The following is a 25,220-nucleotide window of genomic DNA, read 5'->3' on the forward strand; positions in this document are numbered from 1 at the left end:
AAGTGGGCCCGGACCAACGGTAAACGGCGTTCGGAGTGCCGGTCCGTCGCCGCCCGCATACGCGCAGCGACGGGAGGTCTGGAGATACCACCGGAGTGTGACCAATAACGGATCGCGAATTTCCGTTTCCCCTCGCTCTCCTGGCGGACGATCAGTAGCCTCTGGTCAACACTGACCATGAACATGGCCGGATCGCCGTGGCGACTTGTTGGAGACATCGATGGAGCGTCCCGCCTGGGCACCGCAGGGCATTGACATTTCGGTGCCGAGCGTGTCTCGCATGTACGACTTCTATCTGGGCGGATCGCACAATTTCGAGGTGGACCGGGAAGCCGCGCGCAAGGCCATGGAGTTCCTTCCGGGCCTTCCCAAGATCATGCAGGCCAATCGCGCCTTTATGCGCCGGGCCGTCCGCTACGCCGTCGATTCGGGCATCGACCAGTTCCTGGACATCGGCTCCGGCATCCCGACGTTCGGCAACGTCCACGAGGTCGCCCAGGCCGCCGACCCCGGGGCCAAGGTGGTCTACGTCGACCACGACCCCGTCGCCGTGGCCCACAGCCAGGCCGTCCTCGACGGCAACGACCGCGCGGTCATCGCCGCCGCCGATCTGCGCCGCCCCAAGGAGATCCTGGACAACCCGGAGATCACCGGCCTGCTCGACCTCGACCGCCCGGTGGCCCTGCTGCTGGTCGCGGTGCTCCACTTCATCGAGGACGCGGACGACCCGCGCGGGGCGGTCGCCGAACTGCGCGAGGCGCTGGCCCCCGGCAGCCTGATCGTCCTGACCCACGCCTCGTACGAGGGCATCCCGCGCTCCAAGGAGGAGGCGGCCGGCACGGTCGGCGTCTACGAGAACATCCGCAACCCGCTGATCATGCGCTCGCGCGAGGAGATCGGCGAGTTCTTCGAGGGCTACGAGATGGTCGAGCCGGGGCTCGTGTCGATGCCCGAGTGGCGGCCCGACACCCCGCAGTCCCCGGCCCAGGAAGACCCGTACGCCTTCTCGGGCTTCGCAGGGGTCGGGCGCAAGGCGTGAGCATCCCCGCCCAGGCGTCCGGAGAGCAGGACGCGGAGCCCGACGGCCCGGAGGGCCGGCTCCGGAGATTCGCCAGAATCTGGAGCCGCGCCATCTTCCCCCTGACGGCCACCTCCCTCACCCGGCCCGAGTTCGAACAGCATCTGCTGCCCCTGGCACGCGAGCTGAACGGCATCCTGCACGCCCACCCCTTCGACGCCTCGCCCGCCCAACGCGTCGGCGCGGCCCTCGTCGAGGCGCACTGCACCGACCCGGACGCCCTCAGCTCCACGCTCGGCGTCGTCGACTCCTACCTCGTCCTCTACTGCGGCGGCAACGGACCCGGTGTGCTGTCCACCGAGGACGGCCGGGCCCGCTGCGCCCGCATCCAGCACACCCTCGCCGCCGGGTTCACCGCGGCCCTGCGTGAGCGCACGCTCGCCGAGCAGGAGGCCATCGCCCGCTCGGCGCTGACCGCCCGTTCGCACGCCGAGCAGGCCCTGCACGCCACCCAGGCGCGGTTCCGCGCGGTCTTCAAGGACGCGGCCATCGGCATCGGCATCGCCGACCTGGACGGCAACATCCTGGAGATCAACGACACGCTCACCAAGATGTTCGGCGGGCTGGAGCACCACGTCCGCAGCCACAAGGTGAACGAGTGGGTCCACCCCGAGGACTCGCCCCAGGTGTGGCGGTACTACGACGAACTGGTCCGCGGCGAGCGCGAGCACTACCGGGTCGAGAAGGCGTACTACCGCAACGACGGCACCGTCCTGTGGACCAACCTCACCGTCTCACTGCTGCGGGACTCCGAGGGCCGGCCCGAGTACCAGCTCGCGCTGATGGAGGACACCACCGAGCGGCGGCTGCTGAACCTGCGGCTCCGCTACGAGGCCACGCACGACGCGCTCACCGGGCTGCCCAACCGGACCCTGTTCTTCGAGCGTCTGGAGAAGGCCCTCACCGCGCGGGAAGGCATCGGCTTCGGCCTCTGCTACCTGGACCTCGACGGCTTCAAGGCCATCAACGACAGCCTCGGCCACGCCGCGGGCGACCGCCTCCTGGTCGAGGTCGCGGACCGGCTCCAGAGCTGTGCCACCGCCCCCGGCGAGATGGTCGCCCGGCTCGGCGGCGACGAGTTCGTCGCCCTGACCACCGGCCCGGACACCGCCGAGGAGGTGCACGAACTGGCGGGCCGCATCCTGAACGCGCTCGCCGCCCCCATCCGCATCGAGGGCCGCGAGCTGACCGTCCGCGGTTCGATCGGCATCGTGGAAGGGCCCTCCGGGGAGCGCAGCGCCGCCGAGGTGCTGCGCAGCGCCGACATCACCATGTACCGGGCCAAGGCGGCGGGCGGCAACCGCTTCCAGCTCGCCGACGCGGAGGCCGACGCGCGCGCCATCACCCGGCACGGGCTGACCACCGCCCTCCCGGCCGCCCTGGACCGGGGCGAGTTCTTCATCGAGTACCAGCCGCTCGTCCACCTCGGCGACGGCACGGTGCACGGCGCCGAGGCCCTCGTCCGGTGGTGCCACCCGCAGCACGGGGTGCTCGGCCCCGACCGGTTCATCCCGCTCGCCGAGCACACCGGGCTCATCGTGCCGCTCGGCCGCTGGGTACTGGAGGAGTCCGTACGCCAGGCGAACTTCTGGCAGGAGCGGCACAGCGACGGCGGTCCGCTACGGATCAACGTCAACCTCTCCCCGACCCAGCTGCACCACCCCCGGCTGGTCGCGGAGACGGTCGACGTGCTGGAGCGTTCCGGTCTGGAGCCGGGCGCGCTCTGCCTGGAGGTGACCGAGTCGGCCCTCATCGGCGCCGACGACGATCTCCTCAAACCGCTGTGCCAGCTTGCGGAGATGGGCGTCGACATCGCGCTCGACGACTTCGGGACCGGCTACTCGAACCTGGCGAACCTGCGCAGACTGCCGGTGAGCGTGCTCAAGCTGGACCGCTCCTTCACCCGGGGCATGCAGCAGCATCCGGCGGACCCGGTCGACCTGAAGATCGTCGAGGGCATCGTGTCGCTGGCCCACAGCCTGGAGCTGGCCGTCACGGTGGAGGGCGTGGAGACGGGCGCCCAGGCGGAGCAGCTGCGGGCGCTGGGCTGCGACACCGCCCAGGGCTGGTACTACGCCCGCCCCGGCGCACCGGACCGCATCCACTCCCTGCTGCTGGCGGACGCGGTCTGAGCCCGCCGGGGCCATCGCGCCCCGGCCGGTCAGCCGGGGACCGGCCGGTGCTCCAGCAGCATCCGCTGGAGTTCGCGCGCGGCCCGGGGCGGGTCCACGTCGCTGCGGTGCGCCAGGGCGATCGTGCGCCGCAGCCCCTCGCCCGCCATCCGGGTCCTGCGCAGGTCGTGCCCCGCCCGGGCGGCCGCCATGCTCGGCACCACGGCGATGCCGAGCCCCGCCCGTACGAAACCGAGCACCGCGTCCATCTCGCCGCCCTCGACGGTGAACGAGGGCTCGAAGCCCTCCGCACGGCACGCGGCGAGCGTCAGCTCCCGCAGGTTGTACCCGTGCCGGAACATCACCAGCGGCGCTCCCTCCAGCTCCGCGATCCGGATCGAACCGCCCCGCCCCGGGGGCGGCTCCGTCGCCGCCGACACCACCACCAGCTCCTCCCGCAGCAGCTCCACCGTGGTCAGGGCGGGGGACGCGGCCGGCAGGGGCAGCACCACCAGCGCCAGATCGAGCGCGCCCCGCGCCAACTGGCGTACCAGGTCGTGCGAGCCGCCCTCCTCCAGCAGCAGCCGCACCCCCGGGTGCCGGTCGTGGAAGGCGCGCAGCACATCCGGCAGCAGACCGGTGCACAGGCTGGGCGTGGCGCCCAGCCGCACCCGGCCGCTGCGCAGCGACACCACCTCCTGGACCTCCTGGCGCGCGGTCTCCGCGTCGGCGAGGATGCGCCGGGCCAGCGGCAGCAGCGCCTCGCCCGCGTCGGTGAGGGTGATGTTGCCCCGGGCGCGGCTGAACAGGTCCGCGCCCAGCTCCGTCTCCAGCGCCCGGATCTGCTGGGAGAGCGAGGGCTGCGACACGTGCACCGCCTCGGCGGCCCGGGTGAAGTGCCGGGTCTCGGCGACGGCCACGAAATAGGTGAGCTGCTGGAAGTGCACGAGTCGACGATACCGTGGGCCGATAGACGATGCCTATGGAGATCAGCCGGACCATGTCTTGGACTGATCGGCGCTCCCGCCTCTACGGTCGTGTGCATGGCATTGGCAACGCGGACGGACCGACGGCCGTCGATGACGCGTACGCTCTGGAACTCGACCGTCGGCAAGAAGACGATCATGGCCGTGACCGGTCTGGTCATGCTCGGATACCTCGTCGCCCACATGGCGGGAAACCTGAAGATCTTCTTCGGGCCCGGCGAGTTCGACGGATACGCCCACTGGCTGCGCACCATGGGCGCCCCCGTCCTGCACCACGAGTGGGCGCTCTGGATCGTCCGGGCGGGGCTCGTCGCCGCCGTGGTGCTGCACGGCGTCTCGGCGTACCAGCTCAGCCGCCGCGACATCCGGGCCCGCCCGCAGAAGTACGTCCACAAGAGGCCCCGCGCCAGCTACGCCACCCGGACCATGCGCTGGGGCGGGATCATCCTCGCCCTCTTCATCGTCTGGCACATCCTCGACCTGACCACCGGCACCGTGCACCCGGGCTTCGAGGCCGGGCGCCCGTACCAGAACGTCGTCGACACCTTCTCGACCTGGTACGGCAACGTGATCTACATCGCCGCGGTGCTGGCCATGGGCCTGCACGTCCGGCACGGGTTCTGGAGCGCCGCGCAGACGCTGGGCGTCGGCAACGCGACCCGCGACCGCATCCTGAAGACCCTCGCCAACCTCCTCGCGGCGGTGCTGACGGTGGGCTTCGTCTCCGTACCCGTCGCCGTCATGACCGGAGTGGTGAGCTGACATGGCCGACTACACGCAGTACCGCACGGGCGAGCCCGCCGTCGACACGAAGGCCCCCGCGGGCCCGGTCCACGAACGCTGGGACACCCGTCGCTTCCAAGCCAAGCTCGTGAACCCCGCCAACCGGCGCAAACACACCGTCATCGTCGTCGGCACCGGGCTCGCCGGCGGCGCGGCCGGCGCCACGCTCGCCGAACAGGGCTACCACGTCGTCCAGTTCTGCTTCCAGGACTCGCCCCGCCGCGCCCACTCGGTGGCCGCCCAGGGCGGCATCAACGCCGCGAAGAACTACCGCAACGACGGCGACTCCGTCCACCGGCTGTTCTACGACACCGTCAAGGGCGGCGACTTCCGCGCCCGGGAGTCCAACGTCCACCGGCTCGCCCAGATCTCCGTCGAGATCATCGACCAGTGCGTCGCCCAGGGCGTCCCCTTCGCCCGCGAGTACGGCGGCCTCCTCGACAACCGCTCCTTCGGCGGCGTCCAGGTCTCCCGTACGTTCTACGCGCGCGGCCAGACCGGGCAGCAGCTCCTCCTCGGCGCGTACCAGGCGCTGTCCCGGCAGATCGCGGCGGGCGGCGTCGAACTCCACGCCCGCACCGAGATGCTGGACCTGATCGTGGTCGACGGAAAGGCGCGCGGCATCGTCGCCCGCGACCTCGTCACCGGGAAGATCGACACCTACTTCGCCGACGCGGTGGTCCTGGCCACCGGCGGCTACGGCAACGTCTTCTACCTGTCGACCAACGCCATGAACTCCAACGCCACCGCGATCTGGCGGGCCCACCGCCGCGGCGCGTACTTCGCCAACCCCTGCTTCACCCAGATCCACCCCACCTGCATCCCGCGCACCGGCGACCACCAGTCCAAGCTGACCCTGATGAGCGAGTCGCTCCGCAACGACGGCCGCATCTGGGTTCCCCGGGCCAAGGGCGACACCCGCCCCGCCGATCAGATCCCCGAGGACGAGCGCGACTACTACCTGGAGCGGATCTACCCCTCCTTCGGCAACCTGGTGCCCCGCGACATCGCCTCCCGCGCCGCCAAGAACGTCTGCGACGAGGGGCGCGGCGTCGGCCCCGGCGGGCAGGGCGTCTACCTGGACTTCGCGGAGGCCATCGGCCGGATGGGCCGCAAGGCGGTGGAGGCCAAGTACGGCAACCTCTTCGACATGTACCAGCGGATCACCGACGAGGACCCCTACACGGTCCCGATGCGGATCTACCCCGCCGTGCACTACACGATGGGCGGCCTCTGGGTCGACTACGACCTCCAGACCACCGTTCCCGGCCTCTTCGCCATCGGCGAGGCCAACTTCTCCGACCACGGGGCCAACCGGCTCGGGGCCTCCGCCCTGATGCAGGGCCTCGCCGACGGCTACTTCGTCCTGCCGTCCACCATCAACGACTACCTCGCCCGCAACCCGCACACCGAGGAGGTCGACGCCGAACACCCCGCCGTCACCGAGGTGGTGGCGGAGACCGAGGACCGGCTCCACCTGCTGCTCTCCGTCGACGGCGACCGCACCCCCGACTCCTTCCACCGCGAGATCGGTGAACTCATGTGGGAGTACTGCGGCATGGCCCGCACCGAGGACGGCCTGCGCAAGGCGCTCGCGAAGATCCCCGGGATCCGCGAGGAGTTCTGGCGGCGCGTCAAGGTCCCCGGTACCGGCGAGCAGTTCAACCAGTCGCTGGAGAAGGCGAACCGCGTCGTCGACTACCTGGAGCTCGCCGAGCTGATGTGCCTCGACGCCCTCCACCGCGCCGAGTCCTGCGGCGGCCACTTCCGCGAGGAGTCCCAGACCCCGGACGGCGAGGCCGAACGCCGCGACGAGGAGTTCTCCTACGCCGCCGCCTGGGAGTTCACCGCCACCGGCGAGGCCCCCGTCCTGCACAAGGAAGACCTCGTCTTCGAGTACGTCCACCCCACCCAGCGGAGCTACGCATGAAGCTCACCCTGCGCGTCTGGCGTCAGAAGGACGCCGCGACGCCCGGCGCCATGGCCACCTACGAAGTCGACGGCGTCTCCGCCGACATGTCGTTCCTGGAGATGCTCGACACCCTCAACGAGGAACTCATCCTCGCCGGGGACGAACCCGTCGCCTTCGACCACGACTGCCGTGAGGGGATCTGCGGGGCGTGCAGCCTCGTCATCAACGGCGACGCCCACGGCCCGGAGCCCACCACCACCTGCCAGCTCCACATGCGGTCGTTCTCCGACGGCGACACGATCGACATCGAGCCCTGGCGGGCCTCCGCCTTCCCGGTCGTCAAGGACCTGGTCGTGGACCGCTCCTCCTTCGACCGGATCATCCAGGCCGGCGGCTACATCTCCGCCCCCACCGGCACCGCCCCGGACGCCCACGCCACCCCGGTGCCCAAGCCCGACGCCGACTCCGCCTTCGAGCACGCCGAGTGCATCGGCTGCGGCGCCTGCGTCGCCGCCTGCCCCAACGGCTCGGCGATGCTGTTCACCTCGGCCAAGGTCAACCACCTGGGCGTCCTTCCGCAGGGCGCGCCGGAGCGCGAGACCCGCGTCCTGGACATGGTGGCCCGGATGGACGAGGAGGGGTTCGGCGGCTGCACCCTGGCCGGCGAGTGCGCCACCGCCTGCCCCAAGGGCATCCCGCTGCCGTCGATCGCCGCGATGAACAAGGAGTGGCTGCGGGCGACCCGCAAGGCCCGCCGCTGACCCGGGGACCGGTCCGTCGCGTTCCCGGGCCCGGCCGGTCCGGGGACGCGGCGGTCAGCGGCGCAACGCCCTCGCGAGGTACGGCGCCGTACGGCTTCCGGCGGCGGCCGCCACCTCCTCGGGCGTACCGGCCGCGACGATCCGCCCGCCCCGGTCCCCGCCCTCGGGCCCCATGTCCACGACGTGGTCGGCCCCGGCCACCACGGCCATGTCGTGCTCCACGACCACCACCGTGTTCCCCGCGTCGACCAGCGAGTGCAACTGCCGCATCAGCACCTCCACATCGGCCGGATGCAGCCCCGTCGTCGGCTCGTCCAGCAGATACAGCGTGTGCCCCCGCCGGGTGCGCTGGAGCTCCGCCGCCAACTTGATGCGCTGCGCCTCGCCGCCGGACAGCTCCGTGGCGGGCTGCCCCAGCCGCAGATAGCCGAGCCCCACGTCCAGCAGGGTCCGCAGGGGGCGCTCGGCGGCCGGTGTACCGGAGAAGAACTCCGCCGCCGACTCCACGGTCAGATCGAGGACCTGAGCGATCGTCAGCCCCTCCAGAGCGACCTCCAGGGTCTGCGGGTTGTAGCGCGCGCCGTGGCAGTCCGGGCAGGGGGCGTACGTGCTGGGCAGGAACAGCAGCTCCACCGAGACGAAGCCCTCGCCCTGGCAGGTCTCGCACCGCCCGCCGCTCACGTTGAACGAGAACCGCCCCGCCGTGTACCCCCGCTCCCGCGCCGTCTCCGTCCGCGCGAACAGCTTGCGCACGGTGTCGAACAGACCCGTGTACGTAGCCAGGTTGGAGCGAGGCGTACGGCCGATGGGCTTCTGGTCCACCTGGACGAGCCGGTCCACCGCCTCCAGCCCGGTCGCCACCGCGCAGTACCGCTCCTGCGCCCCGGGCTCCTCGCCCGCCTGCCGGTCCGCCAGCACCCCGGCGAGCACCTGGCCCACCAGCGTCGACTTGCCCGAACCGGAGACCCCGGTCACCGCCGTGAACACCCCGAGCGGGAACGCCGCGTCGACGCCCCGCACATTGTGCCGCTCCACCCCGGTGAGCCGGATCCATCCGGAGGGCGCCCTCCCCTCCCGTACCGGCGTGGCGTCCGGGTCGTCCTCGGGGAAGAGGAAGCGGCGCGTCGCCGACTCCGGAACCAGGGCCAGCCCCTCGGGCGGCCCGCTGTGCAGCACCCGCCCCCCGTGCTCCCCGGCCAGCGGGCCCACGTCCACCAGCCAGTCGGCCCGCCGCACCACGTCCATCTGGTGCTCCACCACGAAGACCGAGTTCCCGGCCTCCTTCAACCGCCCGAGCACACCGAGCAACGCCTCGGTGTCCGCCGGGTGCAGCCCGGCCGACGGCTCGTCCAACACGTAGACGACACCGAACAGACCCGACCGCAACTGGGTGGCCATCCGCAGCCGTTGCAGCTCGCCCGAGGAGAGCGTCGGAGCCGTGCGGTCCAGGCTCAGATAGCCCAGCCCCAGCTCCGTCACCGTCCCGATCCGCGCCAGCAGATCAGCGGTCAGAACCCGGGCCGTCTCCTCGCCGCCGGCCCCCGCCAGCACCTCGGCCAGAACGGACAGCGGCAGCCCGGCCAGCTCCGCGACGGTCCGCCCGGCGAACGTCACCGCCATCGCCTCCGGCCGCAGCCGGCTCCCCCCGCAGACGGGGCACGGGACACTGGTCAGGAAGCGCTCCGCCTTCGCCCGCAGGGACCGGCTCCTGGTGTCGGCGAAGGTGTGCAGCACATAGCGCCGGGCGCTCATGTACGTTCCCTGGTAAGGGCGTTGGATCCGGCCCGCCTCCCGCACCGGATGGACCGTGACCACCGGCTGCTCGTCGGTGAACAGGATCCACTCCCGGTCCTCCGCGTCCAGTTCGCGCCACGGCCGGTCCACGTCGTACCCGAGGGCGTCCAGCACGTCCCGCAGGTTCTTGCCCTGCCAGGCCCCCGGCCAGGCGGCGATGGCCCCCTCCCGGATCGACAGGGAGGGGTCGGGGACGAGCAGCCCCTCGTCCGTCCGGTGGATCCGCCCCAGCCCGTGGCACTCCGGGCACGCCCCGGCCGCCGTGTTGGGCGAGAAGGAGTCGGAGTCCAGCCGCTCGGCCCCCGGCGGATAGTCGCCGGCGCGGGAGAAGAGCATCCGCAGCGAGTTGGAGAGCGTGGTCACCGTCCCCACCGAGGACCGGGCCCCCGGCGCGGAGCGCCGCTGCTCCAGCGAGACGGCGGGCGGCAGCCCGGTGATCTCCCCGACGGCGGGCGCGCCCACCTGGTGGATCAGCCGTCGTGCGTAGGGGGCGACGGACTCGAAGTAGCGCCGCTGCGCCTCCGCGTAGATGGTCCCGAAGGCCAGCGAGGACTTCCCGGACCCCGACACGCCCGTGAAGACGGTCAGGGTGTCGCGCGGGATGTCGACCCGCACGTCCTTGAGGTTGTGCTCGCGGGCGCCGCGCACCCGGACGTACGGATCGTGGGGGGAGTGCATGGGGCTCGCTCCGTACGGGTGGGGGTGCTGACGCCTGGAGGGACGAACGGTTCGATTCTAGGCAGCGGCGACGGTGGCGGGCCCGGGGGAACCGGCCGCGCGGCTCACGGGGGGCAGGGGCGGGCGGCGGCCTCGCGGTCCTCGGCGGCCGGCCGTCGGGGGCGGTCGTGCAAACGGGCGATCCGGGCGAGCCGGCGCAGCGAGTCCACCAGCGCCCCGCGGTCGTAGGTGCTGGTGGTGACGAGCACCTCGTCCGCCCCGGTCTCCCCGATCGCGCGCTCCAGCTGTGCGGCCACCTGCTCCTCGGTGCCGTGGACGTGCCCGTCGAGCCCCCGTTCGTACAGCGCCCGCTCCTTGGCCGTCATGGCGAGGACTTCGACGCGCTCGGCCGGGGCCAGCGGAGGGAACTCCCCGTGCGTACGGGAGTGCGCCATGGCCCACGCCTCCGGTACGAGCAGCCGACGGGCCGCCTCCTCGGTGGCCGCGACCGCCACCGTGCCGGCGACGATCACCTCGGGCCGCTCGGCGCGGGCGGAGGGGCGGAAGTCGCGGCGGTAGACCTCGACGGCGCGCAGCACCTTGTCCCGGCCGCGCAGATCGCCGATGACGAGGGGCAGCCCGGCGGCCGCGGCGACCGACGCGCCCTCCCCGACCGCCAGGACGTACGCGGGGATGTCCAGGCCCTCCGCCGGGTGGGCGCGCACCCGGGGGTGGGCTTGCTGGGTTCCGTCGATCCAGCCGAGCAGTTCCGCGAGGCGTCCGGGGAAGTCCTCGGCATCCTCCTTGCCGTGGCCGAGCGCCCGGCGGACGCCCTCGGTGAACCCCACCGAGCGGCCGAGCCCCATGTCGATCCGTCCGGGGAAGAGGGAGGCGAGCACCCCGAACTGCTCGGCGACGACCAGCGGCCGGTGGTTGGGCAGCATCACCCCGCCGGTGCCGACCCGGATGGCGGAGGTCGCGGCGGCGACGGCGGCGGCCAGCACCGTCGGCGCGGACCCCGCGACCCCCGGCACGCCATGGTGCTCGGAGACCCAGAAGCGGTGGAAACCGAGCCCCTCCGCCTCCCGGGCCAGCTCCACGGTGTCCCGCAGCGCCCGGGAGGCGTCGTGGCCCTCACGGGTGCGGGAGCGGTCCAGGACGGAGAAGCGGGTCGAGGCGATCAGCGCGTTCACGCTCTCTTCAACACCGCCGCCCGCCCAGGATTCCCGCAGACCGGGCGGCGCCCGGGGGCGGCGCCTCCCGCGGGCGGGCTTCCTAAGCTGGGGGAGTGGACAACGACGCACGGCCGCTGGCCGTATTCGACCTGGACGGCACGCTCGCGGACACCGCTCACCGGCAGCACTTCCTGGAGGGCCCGCGGCGCGACTGGGCCGGCTTCTTCGCGGCGGCCCCGGACGACCCGCCGCTCCCGGAAGGCGTACGGATGGCGCACGCGAGCGCCGAGGAGTGCGCGATCGTCTACCTGACCGGACGCCCCGAGCGGTGCCGTCGCTCCACGGTGCGCTGGCTCAGCCGTCACGGGCTGCCCGAGGGCGAACTGCTCATGCGGCGCAACGACGACCGACGCCCCGCGCGCCGGACGAAGCTGGACGTCCTGAGGCGGTTGGGGCGGTCGGGGCGGGTGCGCGTGCTGGTGGACGACGACGAACTGGTCTGCGATGCGGCCGAAGTGGCTGGATTTTCCGTGGTCCGGGCCGGCTGGGCCACACCGTCGGCCGCGTTGAAGGACGCCCAGGAGCGGGAAGGCCGTACCTGATCAGGCGTTCATAAGAGGATCACCCGTTCTCGTCGAGCCGGAAGCCCACCTTCAGCCCGACCTGATAGTGCGCGATTCGGCCATCCTCGATATGCCCGCGAACTTGGTTGATTTCGAACCAATCGAGATTGTGCAACGTTTCCGCCGCTCTCGCGACGCCGTTGCGGATCGCTTCGTCGATGCCTTTCTGGGAGGTTCCTACGATTTCGGTGACCCGGTAGGTGTGATTTGACATGATTTATCTCCTCTCCTGTGACCACGTTGCATCAATCCGTGGTGTCCCGCTAGGGCAGAGATCGGATGAATCGGAACGGGTACGCGCCTTGACCTCCCGAATGGTCCATACCAAAATTCAGCCAACCACCCGTGCGAGCGACGCCCGCAATCCCCCACACCGGGTCCTGATTCCGTAGTGCCGTTTCGCAGAAGGTGACCACGTGAAGAACCGCATACTGGCCGGCGCCATCGCGCTTGTCTCATCCGTCGCACTCGGCGGATGCGGCTACATATCGGGCTCGGGCAGCGGCGACCGCACGGTGACGGTCTGGCTGATGAAGGACAGCGTCTCGTCCGGCTTCCTGGACAAGTTCACCCGTTCGTACGAGGAGGAGAACCCCTCGGTCGAGCTGGAGTTCAAGATCCAGGAGTGGAGCGGCATCGGCCCCAAGGTCATCTCCGCCCTGGAGGGCGACGACGCCCCCGACGTGATCGAGGTCGGGAACACCCAGGTCGCCCAGTACGCGGAGAGCGGCGGCCTGCGCGACCTGACCCTGGAGTCGATGCGCGACCTCGGCAGCGAGGACTGGCTGCCCGGCCTCGCCCAGCCCGGCAGCATCAACGGCATCCAGTACGGCATCCCCTGGTACGCGGCCAACCGGGTGGTGATCTACAACAAGGACATCTTCGAGAAGGCGGGCATCGACTCCGCGCCGAAGACGCGCGCCGAGTGGATCGCCGATACCGAGAAGCTCAACAGCGCGGGCAACCAGGGCATTTACCTGGCAGGCCAGAACTGGTACGTGCTCGCCGGATTCATCTGGGACGAGGGCGGCGAACTCGCCGACGAGAACGGCGGCGACTGGCAGGGCGCCCTGGACAGCCCCGAGGCCCTGGCGGGCATGAAGTTCTACCAGAAGCTCCAGGCGCTCGGCGACGGCCCGACCGACGCCGACGAGGAGAAGCCCCCGCAGACCGACGTGTTCGCCCAGGGCGACGTCGCCCAGATCATCTCGGTTCCCGGCAGCGCCGCGCTCATCGAGCAGAAGAACCCGGAACTCAAGGGCAAGCTGGGCTACTTCCCCATCCCCGGCAAGACCGCCAAGGCCCCCGGCTCGGTGTTCACCGGAGGTTCCGACCTCATCGTCCCGAAGAACGCCGACCGGCGCAGCGAGGGCATCGCCGTCGTCAAGGCGCTGGCGAGCGAGAAGTGGCAGACCGAACTGGCCCGCAGCATGAGCTACGTGCCCAACAAACCGAGCCTCGCCCATGTCATCGAGGGCGACGAGGGCACCGCGGCGATGGCGGAGGGCGCCACCCGGGGCCGCGCCACCCCCAACTCGTCCCACTGGGCCAGGGTCGAGGCGGAGAACCCGATCAAGCCCTACATGACGGCCGTGCTCGAGGGCGGCGACCCGGCCCGGGAGGCCAAGGCCGCGTCCGAGCGCATCACCGCCCTGCTCACCGGCAGCGGCTGACCCCCCGCACGCCCTTCCCCGCCGTGCCCGGCCGGGTCCGCGGCTTGGGGGACACGGTGTTCCCGGGCGGCGGACCCCGCCGTCCACGCCCCGGAGGCCCCGCGCGTCGCCGGGAGTCCCGCGCCGGGCCCCCGTTCCTGGGATTCAGCCTTCGCACATCCCCCCTCCCCGCAGCGGTCACGTCGAATCCAGGCGGTGACGGAAGAAGTGAGGGGTCGGTACGTCGCATCCGCGACGGCCCGTCCCCCGACCGCTTCCGTCATCGGAGACCGCCATGACCGTGCTGCCCGTCGCCCCGACCCCGGCTCCCTCCCACGTCCCGGCCCCGACCTCCGCCCCCCGTCCCGCCGACGCCCCGGAGCCCGCCTACCGGGTCTCCCTCGCCACCGGCCGGGAGGACGTACGCGCGGCTCAGCGCCTGCGCCACCTCGTCTTCGCCGGCGAGCTCGGCGCCCGGCTGGAGGGGCCCGAACCCGGCCTGGACGGCGACGCGTTCGACGCGTACTGCGACCACCTCCTCGTCCGGGAGACCGCCACCGGAGAGGTCGTGGCCACCTACCGGCTGCTGCCGCCGGACCGCGCCCGGCTTGCCGGCCGCCTCTACGCCGAGAGCGAGTTCGACCTGACCCGGCTCGCCCCGATCCGCGACGACCTCGTGGAGGTCGGCCGCTCCTGCGTCCACCCCGCCCACCGCGACGGCGCGGTCATCGCCCTGGTCTGGGCCGGGCTCGCCCGCTACATGGAGCGCACCGGCCACACCTGGCTCGCCGGCTGCTGCTCCCTGCCGCTGGCCGACGGCGGGGCGCGGGCCGCCCGCAGCTGGAACACCGTACGCGCGTCCCACCTCGCGCCCCCGGAGCACCGGGTCACCCCGCACCGCCTGTGGGACTCCTCCGCGCACGGCACGGAGGCAGGCTCCCGGGCCGACCTCCCGCCGCTGCTGCGCGGCTACCTCCGGCTCGGGGCCCAGGTCTGCGGAGCGCCGGCGTACGACCCCGACTTCAACGTCGCCGACCTCTACGTGCTGCTCTCGATGCGCCGCACCGACCCGCGCTACCTGCGCCACTTCCTCTCGCTGGCCCCGCTGCGATGAGCCTCTGGCTGCCCGTCGCCCCCTGCACCCCGGAGGGCTGCGCCCGGCACACCGGCGCCGTGCGCGCCCCGCTGCCCGCCGCCCTGCGGCTGCTGTCGGGGTGCGGACTGGTCCTCCTCGGGGCGGCGTGCCTCCCCCTGGTCCGGCTGCTCGGGGCGGGCACGCGCACCCGGCTGACCCGGCGGTGGGCGCGCGCCGTCGTCCGGGCGTTCGGCGTACGCGTCACGGTCCGGCACCACGCCCCGCCCCCGGCCGCGGGCGGCGAACTCGTCGTCGCCAACCACATCTCCTGGCTCGACATCCCGCTGATCGCCTCCGTGCTGCCCGGCCGGACGGTCGCCAAGAGCGAGATCCGGCGCTGGCCCCTGCTCGGCCCGCTCGCCGCGCTCGGCGGCACCCTGTTCATCGACCGGGACCGGCTGCGCGCCCTGCCCGGCGCCGTCCGGGCCGTCGCCGCCGCCCTGCGCTCCGGCTCCCGGGTCGTGGTCTTCCCCGAAGGCAGCACCTGGTGCGGCCGGGGCGGCGGCGCGTTCCGGCCCGCCGTGTTCCAGGCGGCGATCGACGCCGGCGCGACGGTCCGGCCGGTCCGCGTCGCCTACCGCACCGCGCGGCACGCCACGGGACCGGCCGCCGGGGCCGTCGCGTTCGTCGGGGCCGACCCGCTCGCCGCCTCCCTGTGGCGGGTGGTGCGGGCGGCCGGGCTCACCGCCCGCCTCGACGTCCTCGCGCCGATCCCCGCGAGCCGGGAGGCGGGCCGCCGCGCCCTGGCCCGCAGGGCACGGGCGGCCGTCCTCGGCCCCGGCGGCCCCTCCGGCTCCGTCAGACCGCCGTGGCCAGCGACAGGGCGAACCGGCCGGCCGCGTCCGTCCACCACTGAGCCAGTCGCATACCGGCGGCCTCCAGCTCCGCGCGGACGTCCTCCTGCCGGAACTTCGCCGACACCTCCGTCCGCAGTTCCTCACCGGCCTCGAACGGCACCACGAGGTCCAGCTCCCGGATCTTGACGTTCAGCGCGCGCCGGGCCCGCAGCCGCATCTCGATCCACCGGTCCCGCGGGTTCCACACCGCGCGATGGTCGAAGTCGCCGAGCGGGAAGTCGGCCCCCAACTCGCGGTTGACGACGGACAGCACGTTCTTGTTGAACGCCGCCGTCACCCCGGCCGCGTCGTCGTACGCGGCCACCAGCGTCTCCTCGTCCTTCACCAGGTCCGTACCGAGGAGCAGCGCGTCACCGGGGGAGAGCAGGGCCCGCACGGACCGCAGGAACGCCGCCCGCTCCTCGGGCAGCAGATTGCCGATCGTGCCGCCCAGGAAGACCACCAGCCGGGGGCCCGGCGTCCCCGGCAGGGCCAGACCACCGGTGAAGTCGGCGATCAGCGCGTGGACGGAGAGCCCGGGCCGTTCGGCGAGCAGCGACTCGGCCGCCCCCGTCAGCGCGCTCTCGCTCACGTCCACCGGGACGTAGCTGTGCAGCCCGGGGAGCGCGTCCAGCAGATGACGGGTCTTCTCCGAGGACCCCGAGCCCAGCTCGATCACGGTCCGGGCCCCCGAAGCGGCGGCGATCTCCCCGGCGCGGGCCTCCAGGATCTCCCGCTCCGCGCGGGTCGGGTAGTACTCCGGCAGCCGGGTGATCTCCTCGAACAGCTCGCTGCCGCGGGCGTCGTAGAACCACTTCGGCGGCAGCGACTTGGGACGCCGGGTCAGACCGGTGAGGACGTCGGCGCGCAGCGCCGCGCCCGTCGCGTCCTCCGGCAGGGTGCGGGTCAGCAGGAAAGGACTCACGCGGTGGGCTCCTTGAGCGGGGTGAGCAGGACGTCCGTGCGGGTCGCGACCAGCAGGGTGCGGTCGGGGACCTCGCGCCAGAGCGGGTCGTCGTCGTACGGCTCCGAGGCGACCGCGGTGCGGCGGCCCGGCACCGTGAGGTACCAGAGGGTGTCGCCCCAGGCGGTCGCCGTGATCGTGGCGCCGTCGGTGACGAGGAGGTTCAGCCGGGACCCGGGGGCGGCGGCCGCGACCTCGCGGACGGTCTTGGCGACGGCGTCCGGCACGTCGTCCCCCGCGTCGGTCCGGTGGCGGATCAGCGCCCATACCAGCGCCGAGTCGTTGCGGGCGGCCAGCGACAGGAGCCGCTCGGCGGGCAGGGCGGCGGCCGGACCGGAGAGCGACGCGGGCCAGCCCCTCACCGCCCCGTTGTGGCTGAACAGCAGCCGCCCGGCGGCGTACGGCGCGGCCGCGGCCTCCCCGTCCGCGCCCGCCTCGGTGGCGTCCCGTACGGCCGCGAGCAGCGCACGGCTGCGGACCACCCGGGCCAGATCGGTGAACGTCTCGTCGCCCCAGACGGGGCCCCGGCGGCGGTAGCGCCCCGGAACCGGGTCGCCGTCCGCGTACCACCCGACGCCGAAACCGTCCGCGTTGACCGTGCCGTGGCGCTGCATGCGCGGCTCCCAGGACTGCCGCACCAACGCGTACTCGGGCAGCAGGAGAACCTCGCCGAGCGCGACCGGATCGCCCACATAGGCGATATGACGGCACATCAGGCGTCCCGCGCGGTGCGGAAGCCGGAGAAGATCTGCCGCCGCACCGGAAGGTCCCAGTTGCGGAAGGTGCCCCGGCAGGCGACCCGGTCCACGGCGAACGAACCGCCGCGCAGCACCTTGTGGCCCGGACCGAAGAACACCTCCGAATACTCCCGGTAGGGGAACGCCGCGAACCCCGGGTAGGGCAGGAAGTCGCTGGCGGTCCACTCCCACACGTCACCGATCAGCTGCCCGGCCCCCGAAGGCGCCCGCCCTCGCGGATACGCCCCCGACCGCGCCGGACGCAGATGGCGCTGCCCCAGATTCGCGTGCTCCGAGGTCGGGTCCTCGTCGCCCCACGGGTAGCGCCGGGACCGGCCGGAGACCGGGTCGTGCCGGGCGGCCTTCTCCCACTCGCTCTCCGTGGGCAGCCGCCGCCCGGCCCAGCGGGCGTACGCGTCGGCCTCGTACCAGCTGACGTGCAGCACCGGCTCGTCGTCCGGCACCGGTTCGGTCACCCCGAACCTCCGGCGCAGCCACTGGCCCGCCTCGCGCCGCCAGAACAGCGGTGCTTCCAGACCGTGTTCACGGACCATGGCCCAGCCCTCGGGGGCCCACCAGCGCTCGTCCCGGTACCCGCCCTCCTCGATGAAGCGCAGGTACGCGCCGCAGGAGACCGGCGAGGCGTCCAGGTGGAAGGCCGCCACCTCGCGCACGTGCGCGGGGCGTTCGTTGTCCAGGGCCCACGGCTCGGTGGAGGTCCCCATCGTGAACGGCCCCCCGGGGACCAGGACCTCGTCGGGCAGCTTCCCGCCCCCGGCGGGGCCCGGCGGCGGCGGAGCGGTCAGCGCGGCCGGACCGGTACGCAGCTGATGGGTGATCAGCATCGTCTCGTCGTGCTGCTGTTCGTGCTGGGCGATCATGCCGAAGGCGAACCCGGCCCGTTCCAGCGGGCGTCCGCCCTCGTGGAGCGGCGCCGCCTCCAGCAGGTCCAGCGCCCGCCCCCGCACGTCCGACGCGTACATCCGGGCCTCGGCGGGGGGCAGCAGCGGCAGCGAGGGACGCGCGGCGCGCGCGTGCTCGAAGGCGTCGTACAGGCCGTCGATCTCCGGTCGCAGCGCCTCCCTCCCGCCCACCGCCCGCAGCAGCCACTGCTCCTCCTGGTTGCCGACGTGCGCCAGGTCCCAGACCAGCGGCGACATCAACGGGGAGTGCTGGGCGGTCAGTTCACCGTCGTCCACGCTGTCGGTGAGCAGGGTGGTGCGCTCCCGCGCGCTCACCAGCGCGTCGAAGGCGAGCCGCCGCAGGGCCTCCGGATCGATGTCCGGCGCGAGAGGGAAGCCGGCCGACGCGGGGGAGCGGGCCGGATCGTAGCCGTCGGAGCGCCCGGCGCGTCCGGTGCTCGTACGCTTCTCCGGGTCTTCGCGGTGCTCGGTCATGCGGAGGCCGCCTTTCCGGGGTGCGGCGGGACCGGTGCGTTCAGCAGCGCCGGCTCGGTCAGCAGGGCCGGGTCGGTGAGGGCGCCGGGTTCGGGCAGATCGTCGGCCGGACACCGGCCCCGGGCCACATAACGGTCGGCGAAAGCGGCCACCGCTCCGCGCACCGCGTCGCTCGCGCCCATCCGCTCCAGCGCCGGGAGCGCCGCCCCGAAGCAGGTGGCGGCCGCGGCCCGCAACTCCGGGTCCGCCAGACCCTCACGGGCCGCCGCCGTCCAGAGCGGATTGCGCGGGGCCGCCGCCGGCCCCGCCGTCTCCGCCAGCGGCTTGACGGCGCGGTACACCGACTCGGCGGCCTCCGGGTCGTCGAACAGGGCGGTGGCGACCGCGAGGGGGACCACCCACCCGTCGGGGCCGCGCTGCGCGTCGATCATGCGCAGTTCGAGATGGCCGCGCGGCCGGACCGGCGGGAACAGCGTGGTGAGGTGGTAGTCGAGATCGGCCCGTGTCGGGGGCCGGGGCGCCCCGGTGCGGATCCACCGGCGGAAGGTGAGCCCTTCGGGGACGTCCCACGGGCCGTCGTCGCGCCGGACGCAGAGCACGGTCGTGTCCAGGACATGCGCGGCCCACTCCTCGCGAGGGGTGCGGCCGGGGCGCGGGGCGAGCGTGCGGCTTGGGTCGAGGTCGGCCCAGAGCGACTGCCGGGCGGAGCGCCAGCCGGTGCGACGGCCCCGCCGGTACGGAGAGTTCGCGAACGCCGCCACCAGCACCGCGCCCAGCAGGTGCGCGAGCCGCCAGCGCCGCCCGTGACCCAGCGGCCCCGGCTCCTCCTCGCCCGCGTCCAGGCAGACCTGGACCGAAGCGGAGGTGCACATCATCGCCCGCCCGGCCGGGCCCACGCGGTCCAGCGCGGCCTCCATGGCGTCGTAACGGGGCTCCCGCAGCAGTCGGCGCGGCGGCCGCCACGGGTCCACGCCGAGCCCGACCGGCGCGAGCCCGGCCGCGCCGAGCGTGGCGCGGACCGCCGCCAGATCGGCCGCGGTGGTCTCGACGCACTCCATGAGCGAGCCAGCCGGCCGGGAGCTGAGCTCCAGCTGCCCGCCGGGCTCGAACGTCAGCGCCGCGCTCAACGGCAGCGCCCGCACCGCCGCGACGGCGCTGTCCAACCGCTCCCGCCCGACCGGCAGCTCAGGGCGTTCCCGGTCGTGGATGAGCCATTCGAGTTCCACCCCGACCGTTCGCGGGGGGCCCGTCTTGAAACATATGCCGCGCAGTAAATCCTCGGCCCCGCTCTCGTCGAGGGGGGCGGCGTCCGGGTGTGAGCCGGTCCCGCCGGGGTGGTCCACGGTCATCAGGGGCTCCTTCGCAGCTGCGTACCTACCAGCGAAACCCGTACCCGGAGATCGCACAAGAGTGCCCCTGAGCCACGGGAAACCGGTTGCGCCCGGACGGGGTTCCCCCGGAGCATGCCCTGTATGCACCACATGGGGGAGCGCACGTGAGCGCGCGGCTGCGCGGCATCGCGCGCGGGACGGAAGCGGCCGTCGCGGCCGGGCGGTACCGCAACGCGGCGGGCGAGGAGGTGTCCATCGAGCGCGCCGTGGCCGCCGCGCTCTCCGGAACCAGGCTCTACGGCCCGGAGCCGGTGCCGGTCGCCGCCCTGGACACCGACCGCTCCCCGCGCTTCGAGGTCACCGGCGAGAGCAGCCTGGCCGCCGCCCGCCGGATGGCCGGGGAGGCCCCGGGCCGGATCGCCGTCCTCACCTTCGCCTCGGCCCGCAACCCCGGCGGCGGCTACCTCAACGGCGCGCAGGCCCAGGAAGAGGCCCTGTGCCGCGGTTCCGCCCTCCACGCGACCCTGCTGCGCGCCCCCGAGTTCTATGCGCACCACCGCGCCGCACGCGACGCCTTCTACACCGACCGGGTGATCCACTCGCCCGCGGTGCCGGTCTTCCGCGACGACCGGGGCGGCTTCCTGGACGCCCCGTACACCGTCGGGTTCCTCACCTCGCCCGCTCCCAACGCCGGGGTGATCCGGCGGCAGGCCCCCGAGGAGGCACACCGCATCCCGGCGGTCCTGGCCTCCCGCGCCGAACGGGTGCTGGAGGTCGCCGCCGTACGGGGCTACCGCAGGCTCGTCCTGGGCGCCTGGGGCTGCGGAGTCTTCCAGAACGATCCGGCCGAGGTGGCGGGAGCCTTCCACGGGCTCCTCGGGGAGGGCGGCCGGTTCGCCGGCCACTTCGAGCAGATCGCCTTCGCGATCCTGGACCGGGGCCCCGACTCGCCCGCCCGGACCGCCTTCGGCCGGATCTTCGCCTGACCCGGGGTCCGACGCGCCGGGGGCCGGGCGGGGGAAGCGGACGCGCCGGGCCGGGGGCCGGGCCCGGCGATGCCCTCGCTCAGCTCCAGCCGTACCGTTCGCGCAGCCGCCCCGCCACCCGCTCGAACCGCTGCCGGTCCAGCGCGCACGCCTCCCGGCGCATCCCGGCCTCGTGGACCCGCAGGACCCGGTCCAGATCGACCCAGGACGGCCGCGCCGAGCTGTCCCAGGGGCCCGCGCCCAGCGCCACCCACTCGTGGTCCTGGTCGTGCTGCTTGCTGGAGAGCTGGACGGCGAGCAGCGTGCCCGCCTCCTCGCGCGCCACGACGAGCACCGGCCGGTCCTTCCCGCGCCCGTCCTCCTCCTCGTAGGGCACCCAGGTCCAGACGATCTCGCCGGGGTCGGGGTCGCCGTCGCGATCGGGGGCGTAGGACGTGCGCACCGGACCCACGTCGTCGGGATCGGCCTGCGCCGTGGCGGTCGGGCCGCTGCTGCCGGGCACGTCAAAGGGGTTGTCGGAACGGTAGGCATGGTCGTGGAACGTCATCGCAACACCGTAGGACCCCGACCGTCCGGCGCCGGGAGCGGGGCGTCGGGCCGAGGTGGCGGGGCGGCCTTCCGGCCACCGTGACCGGACCTGCCGCACCCGGGCCGAAACCCGCTCCCACGGGTCTGGAAGACTGCCCGGAGCCATGAGCCAGTTACCCAGACAGCCCGCCGAAGTATCCGTTCCGACCAGCGCCGACGTCGCGCGCCTCGCCGGAGTGTCCAGGGCCACCGTGTCGTACGTACTGAACAACAACGCCACGGTCCGGATCAGCGATCCCACCCGGCGCCGGGTCAGGGAGGCCGCCCTCCAACTCGGCTACGTTCCGCACGCGGCCGCCCGCAGCCTGCGCGCCGGACACAGCCGCATGGTCCTGCTGCCCTCCGGCCACATACCGGCGGGACCGCTGCACCAGTACTTCTTCGAGGAACTCCAGTCGGGGCTGCGCCGACTGGACTACACCGTCGTCCAGTACGGCAGCGTCGGCCTCACCGCCGACGAGGCGGCCACCGCCTGGGCCGAACTGCGGCCCGTCGCCGTCGTCGTACCGCCGGGCATCGCCCTCACCCCGCACGGCACCGGCATCCTGACCCGCTCCGGCGCCAAGGCCGTGATCACCCTGGGCCCCGATCCGGTGGCCGGAGCGCACGGCCTGGTCATGGACCAGCGCCGGGTCGGCAGCAGCGCGGTGGAACACCTGCTGGCCCGGGGCCGCCGCCACATCGGCGTGGTCATGCCCCAGGAACCGTCCCGGGAGGCCTTCTCCGAGATCCGCCTCGCCGGCGCGCGGCGGGCGGCCGAAGCGGCGGGGGCCCGCATACGCCCGCTCCCGCTGCGGTACGAGGAGGAGTCGGCGCAACGGCTGGCCGCCCGCTGGCCGGAGCTGGGGCTGGACGCGGTGTTCGCGTACAACGACGAGTACGCCATGCTGCTCATGCGGGCCCTCCAGGACGCGGGGGTGGCGGTGCCCGCCGACACGGCGATGATCGGCGCGGACGACTCCCTGATCGCGAAACTGCTGCGCCCCCGGCTGAGCACCGTCCGCATGGAGCTCGCCATGCCGCAGCCGCTGGCCGAGACGATCGACCGCATGGTCCAGCACCCGGGCGGGCCGCCGGTCCACCACGACCTGTTGCGCACCAGCGCCGTCCACCGCGAATCCAGTTGACCGCCTCCGACGCGACGACGTGCGCCGTACGGGGCGGGTGTCTAGCGTCGGAGGCATGAGCCATCCGCAGAGTTACGAACTGCTCCTGATCCCCGACCACAGCCGGACGCGGTCGGGCGCCCCCGGCCGGCCGCTCCGGTCCGCGGTGGTCGCCGCCACCGGGGAGACCGGGGCTTCGGGCTACCCCCGGTACGCCGGTGAGGGCATGGAGGCGGACATCGACCCGGCGACGCGCACGGTGGAGGCCGTGCTCATCGACGGCGAGGAACTGGACTACGGCATGTCGGTCCGGGTCGCCGAGGCGGACGGCGGACGCCCGGCCTCCCGGTGACGCCGCCGCCGTCGCGACCCTCCCCGGCCCGGTCCCGGACACGACGGAGGCCCGGGCGCCGCGCCCCGTGCGGCCCGGACACGACGAAGGCCCCGACCGCGCACCGGGTCCACGGTGTCGTCCACTGTGGACACGGCGCGCCGGTCGGGGCCCCCGGGCTGTGTTGCGCGCGGGACGGGCGGCTACGGGGTCTCCGGCTGCCCCTGGCCCGCCTCGGCGGCCCGCTTCTGCTCCTCCACGGACTTGCGGACCTCGTCCATGTCCAGGTTCCGGGCCTGTCCGATGACATCCTCCAGAGCCGCCTCGGGCAGCGCGCCGGGCTGCGAGAACACCGCCACGTTGTCGCGGACGATCATCAGCGTCGGGATGGAGCGGATCTCGAACGCCGCCGCCAGCTCCTGCTGCGCCTCGGTGTCGACCTTGGCGAAGACCAGGTCGGGGTGGCGCTCGGACGCCGAGTCGTAGACCGGCGCGAACTGCCGGCAGGGGCCGCACCAGGAAGCCCAGAAGTCGATCAGGACGAAATCGTTGTCGGTGACGACCTGATCGAAGTTTTCCTTGGTGAGCTCGACGGTGCTCATGCGGGGTACCTCTTCCTCTGCCGGTGGATCCTGACGGTCCTGTCCGGCACAACGGTGACTGCACTTGAGCTATTCCGCCTGCCCATGTGGCCGGGCCGCACACCCCCGAGGACACTGTTCCCATGACTGATTCCTTGGCTGACGCAGGAAAGACCGGCGCGAACACGTCCTACGACGTCGTGGTCGTCGGGGCCGGCCCGGTGGGAGAGAACGTGGCGGACCGGGCCCGCGCCGCCGGGCTCACCGCCGCGGTCGTGGAATCGGAACTGGTCGGCGGCGAATGCTCCTACTGGGCGTGCATGCCGAGCAAGGCGCTCCTGCGCCCCGTCGTCGCCCGTGCGGACGCCCGCCGGACCCCCGGGCTGAGCGCCGCCGTGCAGGGCCCCCTCGACACCGGCGCCGTCCTCGCCCACCGGGACGAGGAGACGAGCCACTGGAAGGACGACGGCCAGGTCGCCTGGCTGGACGGGATCGGAGCGGACGTCTTCCGGGGCACGGGTCGGCTCGCCGGCCCCCGGGAGGTCGCCGTCACCGCCCCGGACGGCACGGAGCACCGGCTCACCGCCCGCCACGCGGTCGCCGTCTGCACCGGCACCCGCGCCGTCGTCCCCGACCTCCCGGGCGTCGAGGAGGCCCGCCCCTGGACCAGCCGCGAGGCCACCGGCGCCGAGCGGGCCCCCGGGCGGCTCGTCGTCGTCGGCGGGGGAGTGGTGGGCGTGGAGATGGCGACCGCCTGGCAGGGGCTCGGCTCCGAGGTGACCCTGCTGGTCCGGGGCGACGGCCTGCTCCCGAGGATGGAGCCCTTCGCGGGCGAGCTGGTCGCCGACGCGCTCCGGGAGGCCGGGGCCCGCATCCGGACGGGCGTCTCCGCCACCGCCGTACGCCGTCCCGACCCGGACGGCCCGGTCACCGTCGAGCTGGACGACGGCGACCACGTCGAGGCCGACGAGATCCTCTTCGCCACCGGCCGGGCCCCGCGCACCGACGACCTGGGCCTGGAGACGGTCGGCCTCGAACCCGGCGCCTGGCTCACCGTGGACGACAGCTGCCGCGTCGAGGGCACGGACTGGCTGTACGCGGTCGGGGACGTCAACCACCGGGCCCTGCTGACCCACCAGGGCAAGTACCAGGCCCGCGTCGCCGGTGCGGCGATCGCCGCACGCGCCCGGCAGGCCCCGGTGGACTCGGCCCCCTGGGGCCCCCACGCGGCCACCGCCGACCACGCAGCCGTCCCCCAGGTCGTCTTCACCGACCCCGAGGCCGCCTCGGTGGGCCTCACCCTCGCCGAGGCCGAACGCGCCGGCCACCGCGTACGCGCCGTCGACTACGACCTCGCCTCGGTCGCCGGGGCCGGCCTCTACGCCGACGGCTACCGGGGCCGCGCCCGTATGGTCGTGGACCTGGACCGGGAGGTCCTGCTCGGCGTCACCTTCGTCGGCCCGGGCGTCGGCGAGCTCCTGCACTCCGCGACGATCGCCGTCGCGGGCGAGGTCCCCATCGCCCGCCTGTGGCACGCGGTCCCGGCGTACCCGACCATCAGCGAGGTGTGGCTGCGGCTGCTGGAGACGTATCGAGGGTAGGAACCGCCGTTGTGCGCACACCGCCGAAGCGGCCTCGACGGGGGCTGGAGGATCCGGACCCTCTCGCGGGTTCCGGTGCGGTCGTGGTCGTGCGC

General features: G+C 73.3%; 22 protein-coding genes and 1 pseudogene. 13 read left to right on the plus strand and 10 right to left on the minus strand.

The genetic code is table 11. From position 1 onward, the window contains the following. Nucleotides 1–220 precede the first annotated feature (220 nt). Complete coding sequence (locus ACH4K1_RS18170) at nt 221–1,039, plus strand: SAM-dependent methyltransferase (protein WP_398090301.1); 819 nt, start codon at nt 221–223, stop codon at nt 1,037–1,039. Then, nucleotides 1,036–3,210 (plus strand): putative bifunctional diguanylate cyclase/phosphodiesterase, encoded by a 2,175-nt coding sequence (locus ACH4K1_RS18175; protein WP_398090302.1) that lies wholly within the window; start codon nt 1,036–1,038, stop codon nt 3,208–3,210. Before ACH4K1_RS18170 ends, ACH4K1_RS18175 begins: the two co-directional genes overlap by 4 nt. A gap of 29 nt (nt 3,211–3,239) precedes the next feature. Here the strand turns inward: ACH4K1_RS18175 and ACH4K1_RS18180 are convergent, their stop codons facing one another. Beyond that, entirely contained in the window at nt 3,240–4,136 is an 897-nt protein-coding gene (locus tag ACH4K1_RS18180) for a LysR family transcriptional regulator (RefSeq protein WP_398090303.1), read from the minus strand. A 132-nt stretch (nt 4,137–4,268) separates the two neighbouring features. On the opposite strand from ACH4K1_RS18180, the gene ACH4K1_RS18185 reads away from it, so the two are divergent. Genes ACH4K1_RS18185 through ACH4K1_RS18195 form a run of 3 tightly spaced genes read left to right on the plus strand, consistent with a single transcriptional unit; the run spans nt 4,269 to nt 7,631 of the window. Next, nucleotides 4,269–4,937 (plus strand): succinate dehydrogenase cytochrome b subunit, encoded by a 669-nt coding sequence (locus tag ACH4K1_RS18185; protein WP_398090492.1) that lies wholly within the window; start codon nt 4,269–4,271, stop codon nt 4,935–4,937. A gap of 1 nt (nt 4,938) precedes the next feature. Beyond that, nucleotides 4,939–6,888 carry a fumarate reductase/succinate dehydrogenase flavoprotein subunit gene (locus ACH4K1_RS18190; RefSeq protein ID WP_398090304.1) on the plus strand — a complete coding sequence of 650 codons (1,950 nt, stop codon included), beginning with the start codon at nt 4,939–4,941 and terminating at the stop codon, nt 6,886–6,888. Then, nucleotides 6,885–7,631 (plus strand): succinate dehydrogenase/fumarate reductase iron-sulfur subunit, encoded by a 747-nt coding sequence (locus ACH4K1_RS18195; RefSeq protein WP_398090305.1) that lies wholly within the window; start codon nt 6,885–6,887, stop codon nt 7,629–7,631. Before ACH4K1_RS18190 ends, ACH4K1_RS18195 begins: the two co-directional genes overlap by 4 nt. Before the next feature lie 54 nt (nt 7,632–7,685). On the opposite strand, the gene uvrA is transcribed toward ACH4K1_RS18195, so the two are convergent. Both uvrA and ACH4K1_RS18205 read right to left on the minus strand, forming a co-directional pair. Continuing rightward, a complete protein-coding gene (gene uvrA, locus ACH4K1_RS18200) occupies nt 7,686–10,103 on the minus strand; it encodes an excinuclease ABC subunit UvrA (RefSeq protein ID WP_398090306.1) in 2,418 nt (805 codons plus the stop codon). A 104-nt stretch (nt 10,104–10,207) separates the two neighbouring features. Beyond that, nucleotides 10,208–11,266: an MsnO8 family LLM class oxidoreductase gene (locus ACH4K1_RS18205; RefSeq protein ID WP_398090493.1), complete on the minus strand. Its 1,059-nt coding sequence runs from the start codon at nt 11,264–11,266 to the stop codon at nt 10,208–10,210. Nucleotides 11,267–11,370: 104 nt separating this feature from the next. On the opposite strand from ACH4K1_RS18205, the gene ACH4K1_RS18210 reads away from it, so the two are divergent. After that, nucleotides 11,371–11,859: a hypothetical protein gene (locus tag ACH4K1_RS18210; RefSeq protein ID WP_398090307.1), complete on the plus strand. Its 489-nt coding sequence runs from the start codon at nt 11,371–11,373 to the stop codon at nt 11,857–11,859. Between the two features lie 19 nt (nt 11,860–11,878). Here the strand turns inward: ACH4K1_RS18210 and ACH4K1_RS18215 are convergent, their stop codons facing one another. Then, entirely contained in the window at nt 11,879–12,094 is a 216-nt protein-coding gene (locus tag ACH4K1_RS18215; RefSeq protein ID WP_398090308.1) for a dodecin, read from the minus strand. Between the two features lie 202 nt (nt 12,095–12,296). On the opposite strand from ACH4K1_RS18215, the gene ACH4K1_RS18220 reads away from it, so the two are divergent. From ACH4K1_RS18220 to ACH4K1_RS18230, 3 genes and pseudogenes are all read left to right on the plus strand, one after another. Beyond that, nucleotides 12,297–13,553, plus strand: coding sequence for an extracellular solute-binding protein (locus ACH4K1_RS18220; protein ID WP_228993847.1), 1,257 nt, complete (start codon nt 12,297–12,299; stop codon nt 13,551–13,553). 274 nt (nt 13,554–13,827) lie between these two features. Next, a complete protein-coding gene (locus tag ACH4K1_RS18225; protein ID WP_398090309.1) occupies nt 13,828–14,646 on the plus strand; it encodes a GNAT family N-acetyltransferase in 819 nt (272 codons plus the stop codon). Continuing rightward, nucleotides 14,643–15,523: pseudogene (locus ACH4K1_RS18230) on the plus strand (lysophospholipid acyltransferase family protein). The gene ACH4K1_RS18225 and the pseudogene ACH4K1_RS18230 overlap by 4 nt, the downstream one beginning before the upstream one ends. Here ACH4K1_RS18230 and egtD read toward each other — a convergent pair. Genes egtD through egtA form a run of 4 tightly spaced genes read right to left on the minus strand, consistent with a single transcriptional unit; the run spans nt 15,466 to nt 19,950 of the window. After that, nucleotides 15,466–16,428 carry an L-histidine N(alpha)-methyltransferase gene (egtD, locus tag ACH4K1_RS18235; RefSeq protein ID WP_398090310.1) on the minus strand — a complete coding sequence of 321 codons (963 nt, stop codon included), beginning with the start codon at nt 16,426–16,428 and terminating at the stop codon, nt 15,466–15,468. The pseudogene ACH4K1_RS18230 and the gene egtD overlap by 58 nt on opposite strands. After that, nucleotides 16,425–17,180 (minus strand): ergothioneine biosynthesis protein EgtC, encoded by a 756-nt coding sequence (egtC, locus tag ACH4K1_RS18240; RefSeq protein WP_398090311.1) that lies wholly within the window; start codon nt 17,178–17,180, stop codon nt 16,425–16,427. Before egtC ends, egtD begins: the two co-directional genes overlap by 4 nt. Continuing rightward, nucleotides 17,180–18,601, minus strand: coding sequence for an ergothioneine biosynthesis protein EgtB (gene egtB / locus ACH4K1_RS18245; protein ID WP_398090312.1), 1,422 nt, complete (start codon nt 18,599–18,601; stop codon nt 17,180–17,182). The genes egtC and egtB overlap by 1 nt, the downstream gene beginning before the upstream one ends. Further along, nucleotides 18,598–19,950 (minus strand): ergothioneine biosynthesis glutamate--cysteine ligase EgtA, encoded by a 1,353-nt coding sequence (gene egtA / locus ACH4K1_RS18250; RefSeq protein ID WP_398090313.1) that lies wholly within the window; start codon nt 19,948–19,950, stop codon nt 18,598–18,600. The genes egtB and egtA overlap by 4 nt, the downstream gene beginning before the upstream one ends. A gap of 146 nt (nt 19,951–20,096) precedes the next feature. Here egtA and ACH4K1_RS18255 point away from each other — a divergent pair, with 146 nt between their 5' ends. Further along, the gene (locus ACH4K1_RS18255) at nt 20,097–20,918 is read left to right on the plus strand and encodes a TIGR02452 family protein (RefSeq protein ID WP_398090314.1); all 822 of its coding nucleotides are present in this window, start codon (nt 20,097–20,099) and stop codon (nt 20,916–20,918) included. 79 nt (nt 20,919–20,997) lie between these two features. Here ACH4K1_RS18255 and ACH4K1_RS18260 read toward each other — a convergent pair whose 3' ends face one another. Next, on the minus strand, nt 20,998–21,465 hold the full coding sequence (locus ACH4K1_RS18260) for a type II toxin-antitoxin system PemK/MazF family toxin (RefSeq protein ID WP_398090315.1): 468 nt from the start codon (nt 21,463–21,465) through the stop codon (nt 20,998–21,000). Between the two features lie 145 nt (nt 21,466–21,610). Between ACH4K1_RS18260 and ACH4K1_RS18265 the strand changes: the two genes are divergently transcribed. Next, nucleotides 21,611–22,633, plus strand: coding sequence for a LacI family DNA-binding transcriptional regulator (locus ACH4K1_RS18265; protein ID WP_228993861.1), 1,023 nt, complete (start codon nt 21,611–21,613; stop codon nt 22,631–22,633). Between the two features lie 55 nt (nt 22,634–22,688). Next, the gene (locus ACH4K1_RS18270) at nt 22,689–22,964 is read left to right on the plus strand and encodes a hypothetical protein (RefSeq protein WP_398090316.1); all 276 of its coding nucleotides are present in this window, start codon (nt 22,689–22,691) and stop codon (nt 22,962–22,964) included. 182 nt (nt 22,965–23,146) lie between these two features. Here ACH4K1_RS18270 and trxA read toward each other — a convergent pair whose 3' ends face one another. Beyond that, complete coding sequence (trxA, locus tag ACH4K1_RS18275; RefSeq protein WP_073770740.1) at nt 23,147–23,545, minus strand: thioredoxin; 399 nt, start codon at nt 23,543–23,545, stop codon at nt 23,147–23,149. Nucleotides 23,546–23,667: 122 nt separating this feature from the next. On the opposite strand from trxA, the gene ACH4K1_RS18280 reads away from it, so the two are divergent. Beyond that, nucleotides 23,668–25,125 carry a dihydrolipoyl dehydrogenase family protein gene (locus ACH4K1_RS18280; RefSeq protein WP_398090317.1) on the plus strand — a complete coding sequence of 486 codons (1,458 nt, stop codon included), beginning with the start codon at nt 23,668–23,670 and terminating at the stop codon, nt 25,123–25,125. Nucleotides 25,126–25,220 lie beyond the last annotated feature (95 nt).

It is taken from the genome of Streptomyces sp. NPDC017448, assembly GCF_044330565.1.
Classification (GTDB): Bacteria; Actinomycetota; Actinomycetes; order Streptomycetales; family Streptomycetaceae; genus Streptomyces.

Bases quoted from the DNA above. Each gene is read 5' to 3' on its own strand.
- ACH4K1_RS18185 (WP_398090492.1), top strand. From the start codon at position 4,269: ATGACGCGTACGCTCTGGAACTCGACCGTCGGCAAGAAGACGATCATG.
- egtB (WP_398090312.1), bottom strand. From the start codon at position 18,601: ATGACCGAGCACCGCGAAGACCCGGAGAAGCGTACGAGCACCGGACGC.
- ACH4K1_RS18215 (WP_398090308.1), bottom strand. From the start codon at position 12,094: ATGTCAAATCACACCTACCGGGTCACCGAAATCGTAGGAACCTCCCAG.
- trxA (WP_073770740.1), bottom strand. From the start codon at position 23,545: ATGAGCACCGTCGAGCTCACCAAGGAAAACTTCGATCAGGTCGTCACC.
- uvrA (WP_398090306.1), bottom strand. From the start codon at position 10,103: ATGCACTCCCCCCACGATCCGTACGTCCGGGTGCGCGGCGCCCGCGAG.
- ACH4K1_RS18225 (WP_398090309.1), top strand. From the start codon at position 13,828: ATGACCGTGCTGCCCGTCGCCCCGACCCCGGCTCCCTCCCACGTCCCG.
- egtA (WP_398090313.1), bottom strand. From the start codon at position 19,950: ATGACCGTGGACCACCCCGGCGGGACCGGCTCACACCCGGACGCCGCC.
- ACH4K1_RS18170 (WP_398090301.1), top strand. From the start codon at position 221: ATGGAGCGTCCCGCCTGGGCACCGCAGGGCATTGACATTTCGGTGCCG.
- ACH4K1_RS18265 (WP_228993861.1), top strand. From the start codon at position 21,611: ATGAGCCAGTTACCCAGACAGCCCGCCGAAGTATCCGTTCCGACCAGC.
- ACH4K1_RS18270 (WP_398090316.1), top strand. From the start codon at position 22,689: ATGAGCCATCCGCAGAGTTACGAACTGCTCCTGATCCCCGACCACAGC.
- ACH4K1_RS18280 (WP_398090317.1), top strand. From the start codon at position 23,668: ATGACTGATTCCTTGGCTGACGCAGGAAAGACCGGCGCGAACACGTCC.
- egtC (WP_398090311.1), bottom strand. From the start codon at position 17,180: ATGTGCCGTCATATCGCCTATGTGGGCGATCCGGTCGCGCTCGGCGAG.
- ACH4K1_RS18260 (WP_398090315.1), bottom strand. From the start codon at position 21,465: ATGACGTTCCACGACCATGCCTACCGTTCCGACAACCCCTTTGACGTG.
- ACH4K1_RS18195 (WP_398090305.1), top strand. From the start codon at position 6,885: ATGAAGCTCACCCTGCGCGTCTGGCGTCAGAAGGACGCCGCGACGCCC.
- ACH4K1_RS18190 (WP_398090304.1), top strand. From the start codon at position 4,939: ATGGCCGACTACACGCAGTACCGCACGGGCGAGCCCGCCGTCGACACG.